The organism is Parabacteroides goldsteinii DSM 19448 = WAL 12034 (assembly GCF_000969835.1).
GTDB lineage: Bacteria > Bacteroidota > Bacteroidia > Bacteroidales > Tannerellaceae > Parabacteroides > Parabacteroides goldsteinii.
In genome coordinates, this window is the sequence record NZ_KQ033913.1 from 979456 (window position 1) to 999847 (window position 20392).

Consider the following 20392-nt stretch of genomic DNA (forward strand, 5'->3'; position numbering starts at 1 on the left):
TACGGAATAGCGATATGGGCTATTCCAGAAAACCGGTGGCTTTAAGAAGCCGGAGTTTGAGTTTGGGGGGCATATTCTTTGAAGTTATAGTTTATTTTTTGATACAGCGGACCGGTAAGGCCATTGATTTGGGATCTGCGATATAATCCAGGCGGCCTTCGTTGTTTGTATAAAAGCGATAGGCAAAGCTGTAATTTTGTTGACTTGAAGTCCAAGTCATTGCAACTACATTGTATCTCTGAGGACTGCTATTACCCGTAAAATAACCGCATGCCGGCAAATAGAGGTCAATTCCGTTGCTTCCAGTTATCTTTCTACCCGTATTAGTAACCCATGTCCCATTATTCTGCCATATCTTTGCCTCGTCAACAGTAGAAACTCGATAGCCTGCAGGGCATGGGTCGTAGAGTCCATTTTGCCACAATGTCTCTGCGTCGACATGAGTTGTCCAATTGTTATTTTGACCGGTGAGATACTGTGGCTTGTTCCAATACAATAGATTTACAAATCCACTAAAAGTTTCACATCCAGGGTTTGTCGGATAACTACGTCCCCATTGATGATAATTCCCTCTATTAGTCTCAGAAACATTGCTTGAGGCAACCTGTGTTGCACCTTCATTGACCGGTGCCCACCATTTTCCTCCCACCGATACGCAAGAATAATAAGGGCTGCCAGTTCCTGCCGGATACGGATAGATCGAGGCTCCGCGTATGATCTTATATTGCTTGATAGAGGTACCGTTGTATCTGATCTGCGGGTTTGCCTCATGCCATTGGTAAGCGGCATCGGTTCCGCTTGTGGCGTTAACAACGACGTTGAAAGTGTATTTGCGGCGGTTATTGACTTTCTTATCGGTTCTTGCCAGTTTGGAGTTATTCAGCCAAGTGTTTCCTCCGTTTGTACCATTACAATACGTACCGTTATAATTGGCATAAAAAGTCGGCGTAACAAACATGCCGTATACTTCAACAGTCATTGTTTTACCTCCTGTTCCTACACGTTGTTCACCTGCATTATCATAGGAGGAAAGATCTTTCGCTATCCATGGATTAGACTCTGTGATATTCACAGTCACTGTAGTCTTCAAGTTGGTGTTTTGCTTGTTAATGATAGTGAATGTTTTATTGCCGGACACGCTTGTGGGGAAGTTGTCCTTATCCGGAACCAGACTTAATGTAAATGAGTATGTGGCATCGTCCGTATTAGTAGAACTATACGTAATCCAATTCTCACCGGATATCGAAGCCCCTCCCGGACAAGTACCGGAAATGGTGACGGATGGAACATTATAGTCTTGTCCGGCATTCAGGCTCAACGAGCTGGAAACACTTAATTCCGGTGCCTTAAAATTAGGTGTCACGGTAAATGTCCTGTCGGGACATCCGCTGATTTTGTTCTTCAATGTTACGATGGACGCTTTCTGTGTAGCGACTTGGTTTACAGCAGTCAGTGTCACGGTCGGTTCGCCGGCTGCGGGAGTACCCGGCAGTGAGAACCATCCGCTTCTACCGCCACTGCCCCAGTTCGACACGCTCCATGATGAAATACCTGTAGCAGATTTTACTTTGACGGTGCTGGTTTGTCCTCCTTTAGGATATAAAGAGATGCTTGCATTGTTGTTTGCCGCTCCGTTGATCCTGATCTCTCCGTCTGCCATGGTGATAGGCAGGGCAACCGTCTTGGTGTTGTCGGAGTTGTAGATGGTGAGCGTCCCGGTACCGGAGTTGGCTGTAGAGGTAACGGTATAGTTCTGTGTCGTGTTTGTAGTCAGCGTATTGTTGGGGCTGACCGACAGGCCTGTTCCGCTGATGACAGCCTTCGATCCTCCGTAGCAAGTGGCCGAAATGGTCATGGTGGAGTTGGCTGCGTCGGTTTTGTAGAGAGTCAGGCGTGTGTTGTTAGCCAGTGCTATATTGCTTCCCGTGGGCAGGCTTCCGCTGATGCTTGCCGCCGTCTTTTTGAGAGTAGGTGTTCCCATGGTAGGCTGCACGGTGAATGTGGTGCTTGCTCCTCCGCGAATTTTGTTGGTGAGTGTCACGGTCGCCTTTTTGATGCTAACGTTGCCCAGGCTCGATTTTACTTTCACACCGACGGCCTTCACCGTCTTGGCGAAGTTGAGGTTGGCATCGCCGCCTGTGAGGTCGAACCATGCGTTGCCTCCTCCCCAGTTGATACTGGCCTGGAAGCCCTCGGGCGAGTTGACGGTGCTGTTTTGCGAGGTACCGAGCGTGACGGGCAGACCCGTAAGGTTGGTGGCCGTCATGGTGGCGACGGGTGCCTGCACGGTTACGGTCTGTATTTTGCTAGCGTCCGATTTGTTGACGATCTTGAAAGAACCGCCGGTGGCATTGTTATTTAATGTGACGACATAGGTGTTCTCGTTGTTGTAGGTGTTTCCTCCCGTAACGGTCACTCCCGTAGCGTCGGTAATCATGCTTCCTCCGATAGCGGTTGCTTTGATCGTTATTTTCGAGCTCGATACCCGGTATAGCTTAATGGTGGAAGCGGCTGCCCCTGCCGTGAGTGTATTCTGTGTGGGGTCTGCTGCGCCAACTGTAACAAGCGCCGGTATGGTGTAGGCGGGTGTTACGACTACTTTGAGGTCGCCTCCGTTCACTATCTTGTTTTTGAGCGTAATGGTAGCCGGGCGTATCTGTGCCGTGGCGGTAGCAGTGGTTGCCGTCGCTTTGACCGTAACAGTTTTGTCTTTGCCCGCCTCGAATTCGGTGGCGGTAATGTCGAACCACTGGCTTCCGCCGGTTTGTCCTTCGGGCTGCCATGCGGTAGCTGTCTTATCGATGGTGAAGCCTTCGTGCGAAGAGGCTTTGAATGTGGCCATCTGGTCTTTTGTTGCTGTCAGTGTGGCGGCCGTGGCTCCTGTCAGGTCGGAGCGCAATACGGTTACCGTGTAGTCTGTCATCTTTTCCTTGTCCGTATAGTTTTTGGCATGGAGGGTGACGGTGGCTTCATTCGTTCCGTCCGGTAAAAGCGGTTTGAGAATATAATTTGCTTCGTTAGCCGTATTCTCTGCCGGTGTCACGCTGGCTCCGTCGCCTTCGATAACGAGCGCGCTACCTCCCTGTGAGGTGACTGCGATCTGCATTTTCGAGTTGTCTTTGTTCTCGCCGGGCAGTTGGTAGAGGGTGGCTGTCTTTTTATCCGCTGCCAGTGCGTCCTGTAGGGGTACGGATACTTCTTTCCCTTTGACAGCCGTTGCCGGTAGCATTTCGGGTGTTATGGTGAAAACATAGTCTTTTCCCCCGATGGTATTCCTGAGTGTGACGGTCGCTTTTTGTGCACCTGCCAGTTTGCTTTCGATGGGTTTGAAAGTGATGTCCTGCGGTTTGCTCATGACGGCTGCACGGGTAGCGACGGAAGTAGCGGCTGCCGCTTTGGTAGCTGTAGTACCGTTATGTGTGAGCCATTCGGGAGTGTTTTCAGGATAGTCGATCTTTACGGTCACTCCGTCCATCGAGGTTGTCTTCACGGTGGCCGAGTTGTCTTTTTTGATGACGATCTGTACGTCGTCGGGAGCTATACCCGGGTTTGCCGGCGTATGGGTTTTGTCGGTTCCGATCGCCTCGTACGAGGGGGTAACGGGTGCATCGAGCAGGGTAACGGTCACATTGGTTTTCAATCCTGCCTTCTTTTTGTTATGGAACACGATGGAACTCTGGTTGCCGTCTACCACCACGTCTCTGTTGTTGAGCACCAGGTCGAATACGGTTTCCGCCCCGCTCTGTGAAGCCTGTGTAACATCGAGCCAGGTGGGTTTGCTCTCCACTTCCACACCGTCGGGGCAGGTGATCTTTACTTGCGTGCGACTGTCGGTAATACGGTATACGCTTGTTTCGAGGGTTTCGGGATCGAAGTCGTTGGGATTGGATGAGGTTCCGTTCGGAGCCTTCGGAGGTTGTTGCGTTTCGATGGGTTTAGGCACGGATAACGCTTCAATAAAGAGGATGCTTTCAGAGCCGTCTGTGAGGCTTCGGAAGCGCAATGTCGTACGTGGATAGCGGCCTGTTTTGTAATCGTCTTTCAATGAGACTGTGTATGTATATCCGATCAGCCCGTTGGGGTAGGTTGTAGTGACGGGATCTGATATTTCCATCCAGTCGTATTTCTCCCCTGCAATGCCCCCGGCGTATATTCTGGTCAGTCCGAGTGGCGAGTTCGACGTGGTAGATAGCGTAATACTGCTTCCCTTGAGCAACGACATGCTGACTGTTTTTGCTTCTTCGTCGTATTCGCTATCGTCCTTGAATGCTTCGGGTATGGTCACGACAATTTCCCCCGGCTTGTTGTCGGGGGTGTATTCGATGCTTCCGTCGTCTGCCCAGTCTGCCACGAGTATATTGGCGTCGAGGTGGTAGGCGTCTGCCTGCGTGATGGCGATGGTATAGCGGTGGTTGTTCGCTATATCGAACCAGGTGGCATTGCCGTTGGCCCCTTGTTGCATGAATGGGATTTGATAGGATACGTCTTTCATTTCCGTTTCGTTTACTTTGTATTTGCCTTTCAGTATCATGTATGCTTTGTCGTCTTTAGGGTTGGGGTAGGCGTAGAAAGCTCCGGTTTGCAATCCGTTATTTGCATTCTCTCCAAAGAAAGCGTGCACCGGGTAGGTGATAAGCTGGTCGGGTTTGGCTTTGGGCAGGTCGCCGTATACGCGTATGGGGAAGAAACCCGAACCGCGCCGTCCATTGCCCATCGATATCGAAACGTGCGGCGAGGCGTGTCAGCTTGAAGCCCAGTTGCACACGGGCGGAGTTATCGAAACTTGTCAGGTCGATCGGTGTTGTGTAGGCGCCAGCCATAGCAAGGGGAGTAGCCAGCGTGTCGCCCTTGGCTGTTGCGGTGAACAGGCGGGTATGCCAGGTGGTGAAGACCGACTCCTGGGGAACTCCTTCAGTAGCAAGCTTCGGATTACCGTCTTCGCCCTCGGCGAATGTGATAGGAGTGAAGTCGGCAGGTTTCACGGTCTTGCCGTCAGCCGGGTCGACCAGTGTGGTATCGTTTGCGATACAATAGAGTTTGACGAAGAGGCCTTTTTTGAGTTTCAGAAGACCGGTCGTTTCCTTTCCGTCGGCACCGGTAGTGTTCAGTTGCAGTTCGGTGGCTCCTTTGGGCAGTTTGTCTTTGGGGTCGGCACGGTAGGCGAAGCGTTCCTGGAAGGTGTAGTCGCCGTTCTCGGTCTTTGCCCCGAAGACGTACACGTCGAGCGTCGAAATGGCGTTTTCGGCGGCGGTGGCGATGGGTGTTTCCGCTTTCGTCCCGGCAGTAGCGCTTGCGGCTTTCGACGTTACGGGTTTAACCGACAACTTATTTTTCAAAGTCATCAAAACTTCCCGGCGGGAATTGTCCGCGTCGGGAGTGACAGGGTCTGCGCCCTTTTGTTCTGTCTCTTTCGTGCAGCCACCCAGTAATAAAGTGGTGGCCAGACATCCGGTAATAAACTTTACGTACAACATATTCAGTCTTTTTAAATAATTATTCAGTAGCCATCTCCGCCCACGAAGCGAAACAATGCCCGCCCTGAGGCGGAACAAAGCCGGGAAACCGTCCCGGGGTGGCTGTTTACACAAACGCACACAAAAAGCTGCGCAACCCCCGCCGGGGGCTGCGTAACGATCGGTGCATCTGTTATTGGTTACAGATGCGATTGATAAGAAAAGAAATTATGCGGTTTGTATCCAGACCTGTTTGCCGTCGAAGGTGATGGCCATTTTCAGGATATCGGTGAAGCCTGCATCACGAAGAGTGGCGGCATATTGCTTGTCTTCGATCTGTTTGAGAGCCGAGGCAAGTGCCTGTTCGACCGTTTCTTTCGGGCGGAGCCGTTTCAGTTCCATGATAATGGCCTGTCCCTGTCCGTTTTTGGGGCGGAGCAGGATATCGTAGCGTCCGAAACCCGCCTCGCGGTTGCTGCTGATTTCGAAGTCGGACATGCCGGCAAGCAGACCGAGCAGAAACGCCTGATAAACCTTTTCCGGATCGCGTCCGGAAGTGTCGTAGTAGGAAAGCGTATTTACCAGAAAATCGTTGAGCAACTCTTCGAAATATTCGATATCTCCCAGGCGCAAGGCTTGTAGCATCCGTTCGAGACGGTCGTTCTTTACGGGGCCGCCATCTATCCAGTTTTGGATAATGGTTTCAAACACAGTCGATATTTCCAGGTTCGGAACCTCTAACTTATATTCGTACAGTTTATTTGAAAGCATTACCGGATCGGAGGCTTTCAGATATCCGCTGAACAGCAGGAACGACCATATATTTGTCGCCTTGTCCAGTAAATCCGGAAAAGCCAGCTTGTCATTGATCACGCTGCGAACAGGATCGCCCTGTATCAAAGCTTCCACTCCATCCCGTATCTGCGAGGGACCGTCGGCCAGCAAATGTCGGAGCAGCACGTCGGAACCGGTGTTTACCCAGTAAGGGGCCAGCACGCCGTCATACATTATATAATTAAGCACCGACCACGGATTATAGATCGTTATACCTGCAAAAAGATAGCCGTTGTACCATTGCTTAACTTCCTCTTTATGATCTCCCAAGGCATAATCGTCGAGTACCGAATCGGTTTCATCTTGTGTAAATCCGAAAGAGGCACACATCGGGCGATCCAGTAATGAGAATACGGAGATATTATTCAATCCGCTGAATATCGACTCTTTGCTCACCCTGAGAATCCCGGTAATGACTCCGCGAAAAATATTCGTATTGTCTTTAAACACAAGACTCATAAAGTTACGCATGAACCCGATCATCCGGTCGTAATAGCCTTTGTCGTAGGCTACATGGATCGGGCTGTCGTATTCGTCGAGCAGGACGAGCGGGGGCATTCCCCAGTAATCGGTCAGCAAATCGGCCAACAACCTCATCGAACCGGCCAGTTCGTCGGGGGTCGCCTTGCGGTTTTGCAGGCGGATAAACTGATCCAAATTGTCTTCCTGCCGGATATGTTCCTGCAGATAATCGTGCCGGATATATTCCGACTTTATTTCGCCGGCAAGCATTAGCAGCACCTCTTCGAAGGTTTCGCCTTTGCAATCTTTGAGTGTGATGAATATCACGGGATATTGTCCCTGGTACTTATCGAAATCTTTCCACTGTTCGATGCTTTTTCCTTTGAAGAGCGGACGATATACGTTACCTTCTGTTTTCTCGAAGAAATAGCGTAGTGTGGAAAGATTGAGCGTCTTACCGAAACGGCGCGGACGGGGGAGCAGGGTAATGAGGCTACCCTCTTCTACGACTTGGCGGATAAAATCTGTCTTGTCTACATAATAATAGTCTTCGCTGACCAACAGCTTGTAATCGCTGATACCTATCGGTAACTTTTTCCTGTCCATAACTGTCCTGTTTTAAAAGGTTCTACAAAGATAAAATAATTAAACAATATGCCAATATGGCAATATACTGATTTGCCACATTAGCATATTAGCTTATTATTTTCCTATCAATCCCATCATGTCAAAGATCGTTCAGGCCGGAGCCTGTTGAATGTGGCCGCCCGCTGGCGGCCTGGAGTCAAAGACTTCTTTGACTTCTATATTCTATGGTGTGGCACAGCATCGGACATAGACGTTCGCTTCCGTTTTTCCAAAGAAACTACCCAAAACCATTGAGTCTTTATGACGCAGATAAAATATATAAGCTTTACTACCATTTTCCGAGTTTCCCCAATACTGCGTGTTTGCCTACCTTGCCTTCAGGGAATGCATTATTATAGGTAGTATAATTATTCGTTGACTTCACACGATCCCATTCTGTACTGGTCGGTATATGCCATCCACTGGGGCAGGCAGTATCTAAAACACTTTTATTCCAAGGCGTTAAAGCCTGACTATTATTGGCAAGTGCCGGAGCAATAATCAAATCACCGAAATACCATACCTGCTGTCCGTTATATAAGTTTGCAGCACTGACTGTTACATTGAATGTCGCTTTTTTTTCTGTATCGCTTGCGTTCAGAACAGAAATAGTTGAACTTCCTATTGTTTTAGGCGTTATCGTCAGGGTTGTTCCGTCTACAGATACCGTGGCAACAGAAGGGTTCGATGATGTTATATTACCTACACCACCAGCGAGCTTCGTGATGGTAATTGCTGTTGCTGAAGATCTCTTCGGTATGTAGACATTATTTTTTGCCCATAGATAATTTCCGCTTGTGGCACTCAATACCGGAGCAGTAAAATTACCGGGGGTCACTGTTATATCTTTCGCTGCTCCCCCTTCTATATTGTTGGTCAGTCGCAGGGTAACAGCTTTCATTATTGTATTTGTATTATCAGGCTGTTTGATTACGATGTTTTGATTACCTTTTGCCAAATCGGTGTTGCTAATCGTAAACCATTCCCCTCCTCCGTTCCAATTGTTGTCTAATACAGCAACCTTTATTCCTTCAGGTGATTGGATAGATATATTGCTATTGCTGTTATTACCTGCTGTAATCAGTGTATTGGAGGCTGTTATTTCCGGACTAAGCAGATTGACGGTCATTGTCGTTTTTTTGTTCTCCGGGTCTGATTTGTTTACTATATCAAAAGAAGCAGCGTTTGTATTCGTACCATCCCATGTTACGGTATATATATTATCGGCAGTATAATTATTGCCTCCTGTTACCGTAATTCCGGTTGTTTTATTCTGTATTTCGGAACCGCCTAAAGCATATGCTTTTATCTCGATTGTAGAACCGGGAACCTTATAAATAGTAAGACTTGTATTGCTTAAACTATTTTGGATAGGTTTTCCTGGCGTGTTGCTTTTTTCCACGACCGGCTCTTTGAATGTCGGTATGACTGCAAATGAATAATCTTTACCACCGCTTTTGTTTTTTAGAGTGACTGTTGCTGTCCGGGCTTGTCCTTGGGCAATCTTACTTTCCACCAGCGAGAATAGAATTGTGTTCGGGTGAGTTCCGGCTTTCGTCATTGTCACGCCGTTGTGTGAAAGCCACTCGGGCCCGCCATTAAAGTCTACACCTATCTGTACCCCATCGAGAGAGAGTCTTTATCGTAAAGTTATTTTTGCTGCAGATCGTCATGTTGACTTTTCCCGGGGTATCGTCTGACGGGGGAGTATAGGTATTGTCGGTACCTCCCAATGCACTAAAATCCGGAGCAATAGTTGCGTCTGACAACTTAACGGTGATAGTTGTTTTTAGCTTCATATGTTTGGAGTTGCAGAAAGATACTGTACCCTCTTGTTCGGCTGTATCCCGGTAATCATTTTTTAGCGTGAACTGATAGACTGTTTCGGTAGCATTGGTTGAAACGGGTTTTACATCGAGCCACTCAGGAGTTTCGGTCATGGTTATGCCATCAAAACAGAGCATCTTTATTTTCAGCTTGCTTCCGTTAACCCTATACATCGAGGCTTTCAGCAAATCAGTATCGATAGTGTTCCTGTTTCCTGCTTCCTGTTGAATACTAATTGCTTGCGGTGCGGCAATCGCTTCGACGAATAGTACCGTTTCAGCACCAGTCATTGTGTTGCTGAAGCGTACGATGGCACGTGGGTATTGTGATTTGTTATAGTCTTTCTGCAACTCGAATGTATAAGTATAGTTTGTTTGGATTGCTTTACTTGACAGTCCGGTTGTTGTTTCGGAGATTTTTAGCCAGTCGTATTGTTGTGCATTCAGACCGCCTGTATAGGTTTTCTTAAAACTCAGCGCCGAAGTTGTGTTGATGCTCATGTCAAAGGTACTACCGGTTTCGAGAGCCATGCTGACTGTCTGTGTATTTTTATCATATTTGTTGAGGCCTTCGAATGCCGGAGGGGTGGAAATCAGTAATTCGTTATTACTGTCTTCGGGTGTATACTCGAAGGTGCCGTCGTCTGCCCAGTCTGCCACGCTTATATTGGCGTCGAGGTGGTAGGGGGCTGCTTTGGTGATGCTGATGGTGTAGCGATGGTTGTTTGCTATATCGAACCAGGTGGCATTGCCGTCAGACATCTGCTGTGTGAATGGAATTTGATAGGATACGTCTTTCATCTCCGTCTCGTTTACTTTGTATTTCCCTTTCAGTATCATGTATGCTTTGTCGTCTTTAGGGCTGGGGTAGGCGTAGAAGGCTCCGGTTTGCAGTCCGTTGTTCGCATCTTCACCGTAAAAGGCGTGTATGGGGTAGGTGATAAGCTGGTCGGGTTGTGCTTCAGGCAGGTCGCCGTAAACACGGATGGGGAAGTAACCCGAACCGCGTCGGCCATTGCCCATCGAGACTGTCTCGATGGTAAAGCGGGAGATTCCCGCTTTATTGTCGATATCGAAACGTGCGGCGAGGCGTGTCAGCTTGAAACCGATTTGCAGGCGTGCGGAGTTATCAAAACCGGTCAGGTCGACCGGTGTGGTGTAAGCTCCCGCCATAGCGAGTGGTGTAGCGAGCGTGTCGGCTTTGGCGGTAGCTGTCAGCAGACGTGTGTGCCAGGTTAGGAAGGTACTTTCCAGCGGAGTGCCTTCGGTTGTGGGTTACGGGTTGCCGTTTTCGCCCTCGGTAAAGGTGATAGGAGTGAAGTCGGCAGGCACGATTGTTTTGCCTGTGGCGGGGGTGGTCAGGGTGGTATCGTTGGCTATACAGTATAGTTTGACGAAAAGCCCTTTTTTGAGTTTGAGCAGCCCGCTCGTTTCGTTGCCGTGGGCATCGGTGGTGTTGAGTTGCAGTTCGGTGGCTCCTTGCGGCAGTTTGTCGTTGGCATCAGCGCGGTAGGCGAAGCGTTCCTGGAAGGTGTAGTCGCCGCTTTCTTGCGTTGCACCGAATACGTACACGTCGAGCGTCGAAATGGCGTTTTCGGCGGCGGTGGCGATGGGTGTCCCTGCTTTCGACGTTACGGGTTTAACCGACAACTTATTTTTCAAAGTCATCAAAACTTCCCGGCGGGAATTATCCGCGTCCGGCGTGACAGGGGCTGTGCCCTTTTGTTCTGTCTCTTTCGTACAACTACCCAGTAATAAAGCAGTTGCTAAACATCCGGTAATAAACTTTACGTACAACATATTTAGTCTTTTTAATTAATTATTCAGTAGCCATCTCCGCCCACGAGGCGGAACAAAGCTTTATTTTACGACCACCAGTGCCGTGTTGCTTTTGATTCCCGAGCAACCTCCTTTATTGTCGCTGATCCAAATTTCAAAAGTAGCATTCGTATCAGGCAACCAGAATGCACCCCGGCCGGTTCCGAATACATTCGTCATATAGGTTTGTATCGGATAAGAAAAAGTGTACCAATTTGCATCTGTAACGGTTGCCGGCTTGTCGGTGAAGCCAACCAATGCCTTGTATTCGGCAAGAGTCGGTATATGCCAACCTGATCCGATGGCGTCGGCTTTGTTTTTGGCCGTAGTCTGGTTGGTTTCCTTGCCTAAGTTGCACCACCATTTAGTGGTCGTGGTATTGGCATTTACGATCGGGTAAGGAACTTTGCCCAGGCAAACCGGGAAATAGATGTATTCATCCAATTCAAAACGCTGAAACTTGGGGTCATTGTGCTCGAAGTACAGATACCAGATGTTCTTCGTCGGGTTGAAAGTAGCTGTCGATTTGAACGAAACAACGTATACGTCTGTCGGGCTCTCTTGGGTCCATGTTTTTGTTTGTTTCACATCCTGATAGGTAGAGGCGCTGTTGGACGGATCCTTCTGATCGCCAAAAGAAAACTTAAGCCCGGAAGGCGAAGAAACCGTCAGCGTGTAAGAACCGTTGGTTCCGTAGAATACGGCATTATTATTTAATGAAACGTCATGTTGATACTTATTACCCTGAAGCACAAACTTAATAGCACTTCCCTTGTCGGTTGTAAAGACCGGCATGGAGGATTTGAAGTAGAGCGTAATTGGCACAGACTGGGTGTTGTCGCTCTTATTTTTAACGGTGATCGTATAAGGGCCGGCGTTTTCAGGAGTTTTTGCTGTATTTCCTGCCAGTTTGATCGTGTAAGAGTCTGTCACCTGGTCGGAAGAGGTTTTCGACACGGTTACACCGCCGGGCACCTCGATGGCGGTTCCACCCAATGCCGACAGGGTGATTGTTGCATCCGAGGTTGTTCCACTTTTGGTATAATACAGATTCAGCGTTGTGCCTTGCAGGTTGTTGGCTGCCGGATCCATAGTGCCTGCCTTGATCTGAGGCTTTTGGTAAGCCGGTTTCACCTTGAAGGTATAGGGAGCACCTCCGGCATCATTCACCAGTACCAGGTCTGCCTCTGCAAAACTGGTTGCATTGTTCTTTACCTTGAAAGTAAACGTAGCATCTCCTTTGGCGGGAGTTGTGCGCAGAGAGGCAGGAGTCTCTACGGTGAGCCAGTCCGGCTTTTTACTGATCGAAACCTTACCGCCCACTGCTTTCATGTTTAAGCTGAAAGTATTATCGGCTATCAGCTTTGTAGTGATGTTCGTACCGTTTAAAGAGACCGAGTTGTCGGGCGAAACGACTTTGACATTTGTTATTTCCGGAAGCACAGGTTGCAGGATGATCTCCTTATACTTGGTATTGTCCGATTTATTCATCACTTTCAGGGTCAGTGGGTTCGTGTTGGGTGTTGACTGGTCTTTGCCTGCCAGGCGCAGTTCATATTCCTGTTCCTTTTCGTTGGAAGAGGTAAGGGTTGCTTCTATTCCTGTCGGCAGTTCCAGCTGACTGCCGCCCAGGGCTTTTACCTTGATGGAGCCTACCGATGTCTTACCGGCAGGTTGCAGGCACAGGTAAAGTTTGTTTTCGCCGGCATCGTAGTTGTTGATATCCGGACTCATGACTGTACCGGTAGTTACAACGGGATCTTTAAATATCGGTGTGACTGTGAATAGGAAGTCTTTCCCGCCACTCTGGTTTTGCAAGGTAACGGTAGCCTTTTGGGCAGTGCCCTTAGCTATTTCGCTTTCTACGAGTGAGAAGCTGACCTCATTGGCTTTGCTGCCTGCTTTCGTTGTCGGCAGACCGTTATGCTTGAGCCATGCCGGATGGCCGTCGAAATCTATGCCGACCTTTACGCCATCGAGCGACAGAGAAGACACTGTAAAGGTATTGTCGTCGTTTACTGTCATGTTCACATTGCCCGGCACATCTCCGGCGGGTTCCACGTAGTTATTGTCTGTGCCGCCCAGGGCTTTAAAATTCGGACTGATAGAGGCATCCAGCAACTTAATGGTCACCGGCGTTTCCATACTGTTCTCTTTCTTGTTCAGGAAAATAACGAAACCTTCGTCTGCTGCCACATCCCGTTGTCCGTCTTTGATGAAGAACTGGAAAGTCGTTTTGGCGGTATTAGTCGAAACAATTTTCATATCGAGCCAGTCGGACATTGAGCCAACGATTGTTCCGTCGGGACAGGAGATGTTTATATTAACCTTACTTCCGGTAACTCTGTACATGGAGGCTTCCAGCAGATCGGCATCGAATGAGTTTCTGTTTCCCGCCTCCTGAGGTGTGGCGTTGGCCTGCGGGACGGAAACGGCCTCTACGGTGAGCGTAGTTTCTCCACCGGTCATTGTATTTATGAAATGCAGTATGGCACGCGGATAGCGGCTGCCTGCATAAGCGTCTTTTACGGAGAAGGTATAGGTATAGTCCATCGGTGCTGTTTTGGTGACGACCTTTGGCTTCGAAACTTCAAGCCAGTCGTATTGTTGTGCCGATGGTCCTCCTGCATATTTCTTATCGACAAAAAGAGCTGCCGGGGTGTTGATTGTGGCGTCGAACGTGCTTCCGGCTTTTATTGACATGCTGACGGAGCGCGTATCCGGATCGTATTTTGTGTTGACCTTAAACGGATCGGGTATGTCGATTTCCATATCTCCGAAGTTTGTTTCCGGCTTAAACTCGTCGATGCTTCCGTCGTTCGCCCAGTCTGCCACGCTTATATTGGCGTCGAGGTGGTAGGGGGCTGCCTGCGTGATGGCGATGGTATAGCGATGGTTGTTCGCTATATCGAGCCAGGCAGCATTGCCGTCGGGCGCTTGCTGTGTGAATGGAATTTGATAGGATACGTTTTTCATTTCTGTTTCGTTTACTTTGTATTTGCCTTTGAGAATCAGAAACGCTTTATCGTCTTTGGGGCTTGGATAGGCGTAGAAAGCGCCTGTGCAAAGTCCGTTGTTTGCGTTGTCGCCATAGAAGGCACGTTCGGGATAGGTGATGAGTTCGTCGGGTTTGGCTTTGGGCAGGTCGCCGTATACGCGTATGGGGAAGAAGCCCGAACCGCGTCGTCCATTGCCTATCGAGACTGTCTCGATGATAAAGCGGGAGTCTCCCGCTTTATTGTCTATATCGAAACGTGCGGCGAGGCGTGTCAGCTTGAAGCCGATCTGTACGCGTGCTGAGTTATCAAAGCTTGTCAGGTCGATAGGGGTGGTGTAAACGCCTGCCATAGCGAGCGGTGTCGCCAGGGTATCTGCCTCTACAGTAGCTGTCAGCAGGCGGGTGTGCCAGGAGATGAAGGTACTTTCGTGGGGCGAGCCTTCGGCGGCTAGCTTCGGGTTGCCGTCTTCGCCCTCGGCGAATGTGATGGGGGTGAAGTCTGCCGGCTTGATTTCCTTATTGTTTGCCGGGTCGATGAATGCGGTATTGTTGGCGATACAGTACAGTTTGACGAAGAGTCCTTTTTTGAGTTTGAGCAGCCCGTTCGTTTCGTTGCCGTCGGCATCGGTGGTGTTGAGTTGCAGCTCAGTGGCGTCTTGGGGCAGTTTGTCGTTGGCATCGGCGCGGTAGGCGAAGCGCTCGAGGAAGGTGTAGTTGCCGTTTTCCTGCGTAGCTCCGAAGACGTACACGTCGAGCGTCGAAATGGCGTTTTCGGCGGCGGTGGCGATGGGTGTTTCTGCTTTCGTCCCGGCAGTAGCGCTTGCGGCTTTCGACGTTACGGGTTTAACCGACAACTTATTTTTCAAAGTCATCAAAACTTTCCGGCGGGAATTGTCCGCGTCGGGAGTGACAGGGTCTGCGCCCTTTTGTTCTGTCTCTTTCGTGCAGCCACCCAGTAATAAGGCGGTGGCCAGACATCCGGTAATAAACTTTACGTACAACATATTCAGTCTTTTTAATTAATTATCAGTAGCCATCTCCGCCCACGAAGCGGAACTGAGCCCGCCCTGAGGCGGAACAAAGCCGGGAAACCGTCCCGGGGTGGCTGTTTACACAAACGCACACGAAAAGCTGCGCAACCCCCGCCGTGGGGGCTGCGTAACGATCGGTGCATCTGCTATAGGTTACAGATGCGATTGACAGGGAAAAGGGAGGGTTATTTCAGAAGTTGCTTGTTGCTTGTTACTTCCAGAATTTTCATTTGTGAGATGGCTATCTGGTTGAGTTTTAAAAGACGTTCTTGTTGGCTCAGTCCTTCGTCAATGAATACAGCGTTCAGGTTCTCCATATTGGATAAACAGATCAGTTCGTTTATGGAGGCGTAATCGCGGATATTTCCTTTCAGATCGGGATGCTGTTCACGCCATTCTTTGGCGGTAAGACCAAACATGGCCACGTTGAGTACATCAGCTTCGCTGGCATATATAACAGACGCCTGTGCCAAAGTAAGTTCCGGCGGAATCAGGTTTTGCTTGATGGCATCCGTGTGTATATGATAGTTGATCTTAGAAAGTTCACGTTTGGCACTCCATCCGAGTTGGGCTTGTTCCTGGGTTTTGAGGCGTTGGAACTCTTTGATTATGTATAGTTCAAATTCAATAGATATCCAATTGGCGAACTTAAAAGCAATGTCTTTATGAGCATACGTTCCGCCATATCGTCCTGATTTGGTAATTAAACCGATCGCGTTGGTTGATTCAATCCATTTTTTAGGAGAGAGTGTGAAAGCATTTAATCCTGCTTCTTTTTTAAACCTATCGAATTCGATAGGTTTAAATCCGGGATTATTTAAACTTTCCCAAATGCCGAGATACTCGATCGTATTACGATTTCTCATCCAGTTACAGATAACAATATAAGTTTCGATTGTTTTAAAACGTGCTATATCCGTAATACAGATATAATCCTCGTCATTCACCTTGATAACTGCTACCTCGGTGTCTTTTACCGTAATTTTTGCCATAGCTTGTATATTTTGTATTAAACGTTCGTAAAGGAACAAAATATAATAAGTAACAGACAAAAAAAAGATGGCAAGAATATTTTCTTTTTCCTATCAATCTCATCATGTCAAAGATCGTTCAGGCCGGAGCCTGTTGAATGTGGTCGCCCGCTGGCAGCCTATGTTTAGTAGCCACCTCCGCTCGCGAAGCGGAACAATGCCCGCCCTGAGGCGGAACAAAGCCGGGAAACTGTCCCGGGGTGGCTGTTTACACAAACGCACACGAAAAGCTGCGTAACCCCCGACAGGGGGCTGCGTAACGATCGGTGCATCTGTTATTGGTTTAACAGATGCGATTGGAGTTTAAAAGAAAATGGGATTATAATGAAGATGTTTTACCTTCTATCAATTGTTTTAATGCTTCTTTACTCGGTAATACTGTTTTATATCTGCTTGCAAAGATCTGGCTGTTATCTTTAGGAAGAGTTATTTCAACCAGTGTATCTTTTTTATCACGACATAAAATAATTCCTATTGTTTTATTTTCATCATCGAGTTTTACATAACGATCATAATAATTCACATACATCTGCATCTGCCCGAGATCCTGATGCTTAAGTTTACCGATCTTCAAATCTATCAAAATAAAACATCTTAATAAACGATTATAGAAAACAAGATCTACCCGGAAATGTTCGTCATCAAAAGTAAACCGGACTTGTCTTCCGACAAATGTAAAACCTTTACCTAATTCCAGTAAAAAAGTTTGAAGTTTGTTAATCAATTGGAAAATTCACTCGTAGCTGCCCCCCTCCGTTCACTTTAAAGTGATCCCCTAAATTCACTCGAAAGTGCCCCCTTAAATTCACTCGAAAGTGATCTCCTAGAAATTGCGCATCATTCTTGTTTATCCGGCCTATAATTCTATTTTGTTTGTTAAAAACAAATAAAAGTCAGTTATGCCCAATAAACAATTAGGAATGGAAAAGATTCGTCAAATGTTACGTTGTTACTCCCAGGGTCATGGGACTAAAAGTATCAGCAGTATGTTAACCGTCTCCCGCAACACGGTAAAGAAATACTTACAGGTATTTCAACGCAGTGGTTTGGATTATGAAGGGATACTGTCCCTTTCAGATCAGGAACTCTCTGAGTTATTCCACGAAAAGACCAAAGTGAAGACCGAAAGTGAGCGGATGGAAGAACTAAAGTCGTTGCTGCCTGAGTATTGCAAGCGGCTTCAGAAGAAAGGGGTTACGCGTGAGGCTTTACACCGCGAGTATCTCTCTTCCCATCCGGATGGTTATGGACGCACCCGCTTCTATATTCTGATTCAGCAGCATATAGCTTGCAGCCGTCCTATCATGCATCTTGAGCATAAAGCCGGTGATAAAGTGTTCATAGACTTTGCCGGGGACAAACTCTCCATCATCGATCTTGATACGGGAGAAATCATCCCTGTCGAGGTTTTTGTCTCGATTCTGCCCTGCAGCCAGTTAACCTATGTGGAAGCGGTCATGAGCCAGAAAAAGGAGGATTTGATCCGTGCTTCGGAAAACGCTTTGTTATACTACCAGGGAGTTCCATCTGCCATCATCCCGGATAACCTCAAGTCCGCTGTTACCAAGAGCAGTAAATACGAGGCGATCCTGAATGAGGATTTTGCAACCTTCGCCGAACATTACGGTTGCACCGTAATCCCCGCCAGGGCTTACAAGCCACGTGACAAGGCACTGGTCGAAGGCGCGGTCAAGCTAATCTACCGCAGTATCTATCCCAAGATACAGGAACGTGAGTTTTATGACCTGGATTCACTGAACGCGGCTATCCGTGTTGCACTGGAACTCCACAACAACGCTCCCCTGACAGGTCGTAAATGCAGCCGGCGGGAACAGTTCGAGGAGGTAGAACGGGATTCCTTGCGCAAACTTAACCCTATCCGCTTTGAGCTAAAACAGCGTTATAGGGCTACCGTCATGAAAAACGGCCATGTCCGCCTGGGGGAAGACGCCTATTACTACAGCGTGCCTTGCCGTTATATAGGCAAGAAGGTCATCTTGCTGTATAGCTCACGCGAGGTATGCATCTATTGCGGTTACGAGCTGATCGCTTCCCATATTCGTAATAGAGCCCGTTGCCGGTACACGACCCTGGAAGAGCACCTGGCCTCACATCATCGCTATATCACGGAATGGAATCCGGACAAATTTATACGTGAGGCGGCGGCTATCCATCCGGATGTGGAGGCATATATCCGTCAGGTGATGGAAGAGAAAAAGCATCCGGAGCAAGCCTATAAATCATGCCAGGACATTCTTAGCTTCGCACGCAGGGTCGGCAATACCCGACTGACCAATGCCTGCCGTTGGGCCACAAGCTACGGGCTGTACAATTATCCCATCATCGAACGCATACTTAACAACCGGCAAGATGAGTTTCCGCTGGAAGACAGTGCCGGGCAAGAAAAGGAAATGCCTTCCCACGGGAATATCAGAGGAAAAGAATATTATCAATAAACTAATCAGACGCAATATGGAAATGAATCAAGACACATTGGAAAAGATGTTCGGCATGAACCTCAAAGGCATGTATTATGCCTTTAAAACAAGTTTGGAGACACATCGGACGGAGAGCATGACCACTGACCAGTTCGTCTCGTGGCTGATCTCGAGTGAATGGGATGACCGCAGAAACCGTGCGGTGGAGAGGGCTATCCGGCAGGCCTCATTCAGATACAAGGCCACCATTGAAGAAATAGACTTCTCGGTGGAAAGAGGGCTGGACAAGAATCTTACCGGGCGTTTGGCTGACCTGACTTTTGTCAAAGAACGCAAAGACCTGTTCATTACCGGAAGTGCCGGAACAGGAAAGAGTTATCTGGCAACCGCTTTTGGCTTCCAGGCTTGCCAAAAAGGATATAAAGTTTTATATGCCAACACATCCAGACTTATGGGGATACTTAAGGTCGCCAAGGCGAAAGGTACGATCCTGCAAGAACTTAAGAAAATCGAGAGGTTGGACATGCTCATATTGGATGATTTTGGCATACAACCCTTCGATTCCCAGGGACGGATGAACCTGATGGACATCATAGAGGACAGGCATGGTAAAAAATCTACCGTCATAACATCACAGGTTCCGGTAAGGGATTGGTATGATGTTATCGGAGAAAAGACGATTGCCGATGCCGTCCTGGACAGAATTGTACACCAGGCTATACGCATAGAACTCTTCGGAGAGTCGCTACGGAAATGCAAAAGTAAAAAAGAATCATTATATTTATAAACGAAATTTAATGTATAACCTGGTATAACTGACAAGAAGAATAAGAAGAAAACAAGAATGATTAGGATGGAAGAATGGAAAAATTTAACAGGGGTCAAATTGCTGTGAATTAAGGGGGATAGTTTGAGTGGATTTTCCACGTTTGTTTTAAATTAAACATATTGTTAGTTGAAAAATTGATATTTATCTGTTTTCGGGAAGTCGCTCCATCCTGTACCGGTAAGAGTGACTTACTAACGCTGGTAGGGGACAATTACCAATTTACCGGATTATTCGATTTCCGGGCGGTCGCTATTGCCGCCGTCACCCACATGTACGTCAACCGAAACTTCGCGGGGTTCTTTCAGTTGATGCTTACCGGCGCCGAACTGGGTGCGTACGGTGAGCAGGTAGTCGCCGTCGGCGAGGTCGGCGGGGATCAGGAGCGTGAGTTCCGAAGGGTTGTTTTTCGTAATCATGTCTTCATCGAGTTTCACTACGGCTTTTGTCGTGGTGTTGGTCAGGGTGACGCCTACCGACTCGTCCTCGCCGAGCACTTTGAGGTTGGCTCCGCGCACGAAGAAGTTGCGTCCCGGTGTCATGGTGCCGTCCTTCAGGCCGGTCTTGCGGTCTTCCGTTCCGGTGATGTACATCACGTCGGCTTTCGTGCCCAGGATGCTGATCGTTGTCAGGGCGATCTCTTCGCGCATCACTTTGTCTTGCGAGAAAGCCACATAGATACTGTTGCTTTCGGGGTTCCATTTGCCGTCTTCAGCCAGTCCCAGCAGGCGGGGCACGGCGTAGAACAGTCCGGTGTTGAGCTGCCAGCCGTTCATCAGCAAACGGGCACAAACGCGTTGGAAGAGGGTAACCGAGTGCACGATCGTTTCGAGACGCAGTCCGGTGTCTTCGGCACGCATTTCTTCATAGATCTTGTGGATGTCGGCTTTGCCGGTGGTTTCGAGTACAAAGATCTTGTCTTTCGGATCGGGTGTCACCGAGTTGGGTGCCATCCAGACTTTTAATGTATTCGCCATATTAATTAATTTTGTGGCTTGCCGCCCGTTGGGGCGGGGCCGGGTTGATAATGCTTGTAATTTTGTCTATA

Annotated in this window: 11 protein-coding genes and 1 pseudogene; 3 read left to right on the top strand and 9 right to left on the bottom strand. The window is 48.3% G+C overall.

Annotation, left to right across the window (positions count from 1 at the left end; genetic code table 11):
• Positions 1-91: 91 nt before the first annotated feature.
• From HMPREF1535_RS25125 to HMPREF1535_RS16990, 7 genes are all read right to left on the bottom strand, one after another.
• A complete protein-coding gene (locus HMPREF1535_RS25125) occupies positions 92-4714 on the bottom strand; it encodes a fibrobacter succinogenes major paralogous domain-containing protein (RefSeq protein WP_129699161.1) in 4623 nt (1540 codons plus the stop codon).
• A 967-nt stretch (positions 4715-5681) separates the two neighbouring features.
• Positions 5682-7355, bottom strand: a complete 1674-nt coding sequence (locus HMPREF1535_RS16970) for an AAA family ATPase (RefSeq protein WP_046146920.1) — start codon at positions 7353-7355, stop codon at positions 5682-5684.
• A gap of 310 nt (positions 7356-7665) precedes the next feature.
• A complete protein-coding gene (locus tag HMPREF1535_RS16975; RefSeq protein WP_046146921.1) occupies positions 7666-8937 on the bottom strand; it encodes an Ig-like domain-containing protein in 1272 nt (423 codons plus the stop codon).
• Between the two features lie 37 nt (positions 8938-8974).
• The gene (locus tag HMPREF1535_RS16980; RefSeq protein ID WP_052716732.1) at positions 8975-10375 is read right to left on the bottom strand and encodes a hypothetical protein; all 1401 of its coding nucleotides are present in this window, start codon (positions 10373-10375) and stop codon (positions 8975-8977) included.
• A gap of 102 nt (positions 10376-10477) precedes the next feature.
• On the bottom strand, positions 10478-11002 hold the full coding sequence (locus HMPREF1535_RS25135; RefSeq protein ID WP_052716733.1) for a hypothetical protein: 525 nt from the start codon (positions 11000-11002) through the stop codon (positions 10478-10480).
• 60 nt (positions 11003-11062) lie between these two features.
• Positions 11063-15022, bottom strand: coding sequence for a hypothetical protein (locus HMPREF1535_RS25140; protein WP_052716734.1), 3960 nt, complete (start codon positions 15020-15022; stop codon positions 11063-11065).
• A 212-nt stretch (positions 15023-15234) separates the two neighbouring features.
• On the bottom strand, positions 15235-16041 hold the full coding sequence (locus HMPREF1535_RS16990; RefSeq protein ID WP_046147592.1) for a KilA-N domain-containing protein: 807 nt from the start codon (positions 16039-16041) through the stop codon (positions 15235-15237).
• A 67-nt stretch (positions 16042-16108) separates the two neighbouring features.
• On the opposite strand from HMPREF1535_RS16990, the gene HMPREF1535_RS25860 reads away from it, so the two are divergent.
• Entirely contained in the window at positions 16109-16318 is a 210-nt protein-coding gene (locus tag HMPREF1535_RS25860; RefSeq protein ID WP_148499116.1) for a hypothetical protein, read from the top strand.
• A gap of 81 nt (positions 16319-16399) precedes the next feature.
• Here the strand turns inward: HMPREF1535_RS25860 and HMPREF1535_RS16995 are convergent.
• A pseudogene (locus HMPREF1535_RS16995) lies at positions 16400-16804 on the bottom strand (PDDEXK nuclease domain-containing protein); the annotation flags it as partial.
• Positions 16805-17000: 196 nt separating this feature from the next.
• Here HMPREF1535_RS16995 and istA point away from each other — a divergent pair.
• The gene (gene istA, locus HMPREF1535_RS17000) at positions 17001-18536 is read left to right on the top strand and encodes an IS21 family transposase (RefSeq protein WP_046147593.1); all 1536 of its coding nucleotides are present in this window, start codon (positions 17001-17003) and stop codon (positions 18534-18536) included.
• Between the two features lie 16 nt (positions 18537-18552).
• The gene (istB, locus tag HMPREF1535_RS17005; RefSeq protein ID WP_009859890.1) at positions 18553-19305 is read left to right on the top strand and encodes an IS21-like element helper ATPase IstB; all 753 of its coding nucleotides are present in this window, start codon (positions 18553-18555) and stop codon (positions 19303-19305) included.
• 269 nt (positions 19306-19574) lie between these two features.
• Here istB and HMPREF1535_RS17010 read toward each other — a convergent pair whose 3' ends face one another.
• Positions 19575-20321, bottom strand: coding sequence for a DUF4469 domain-containing protein (locus tag HMPREF1535_RS17010; protein WP_046146923.1), 747 nt, complete (start codon positions 20319-20321; stop codon positions 19575-19577).
• Positions 20322-20392: the final 71 nt, after the last annotated feature.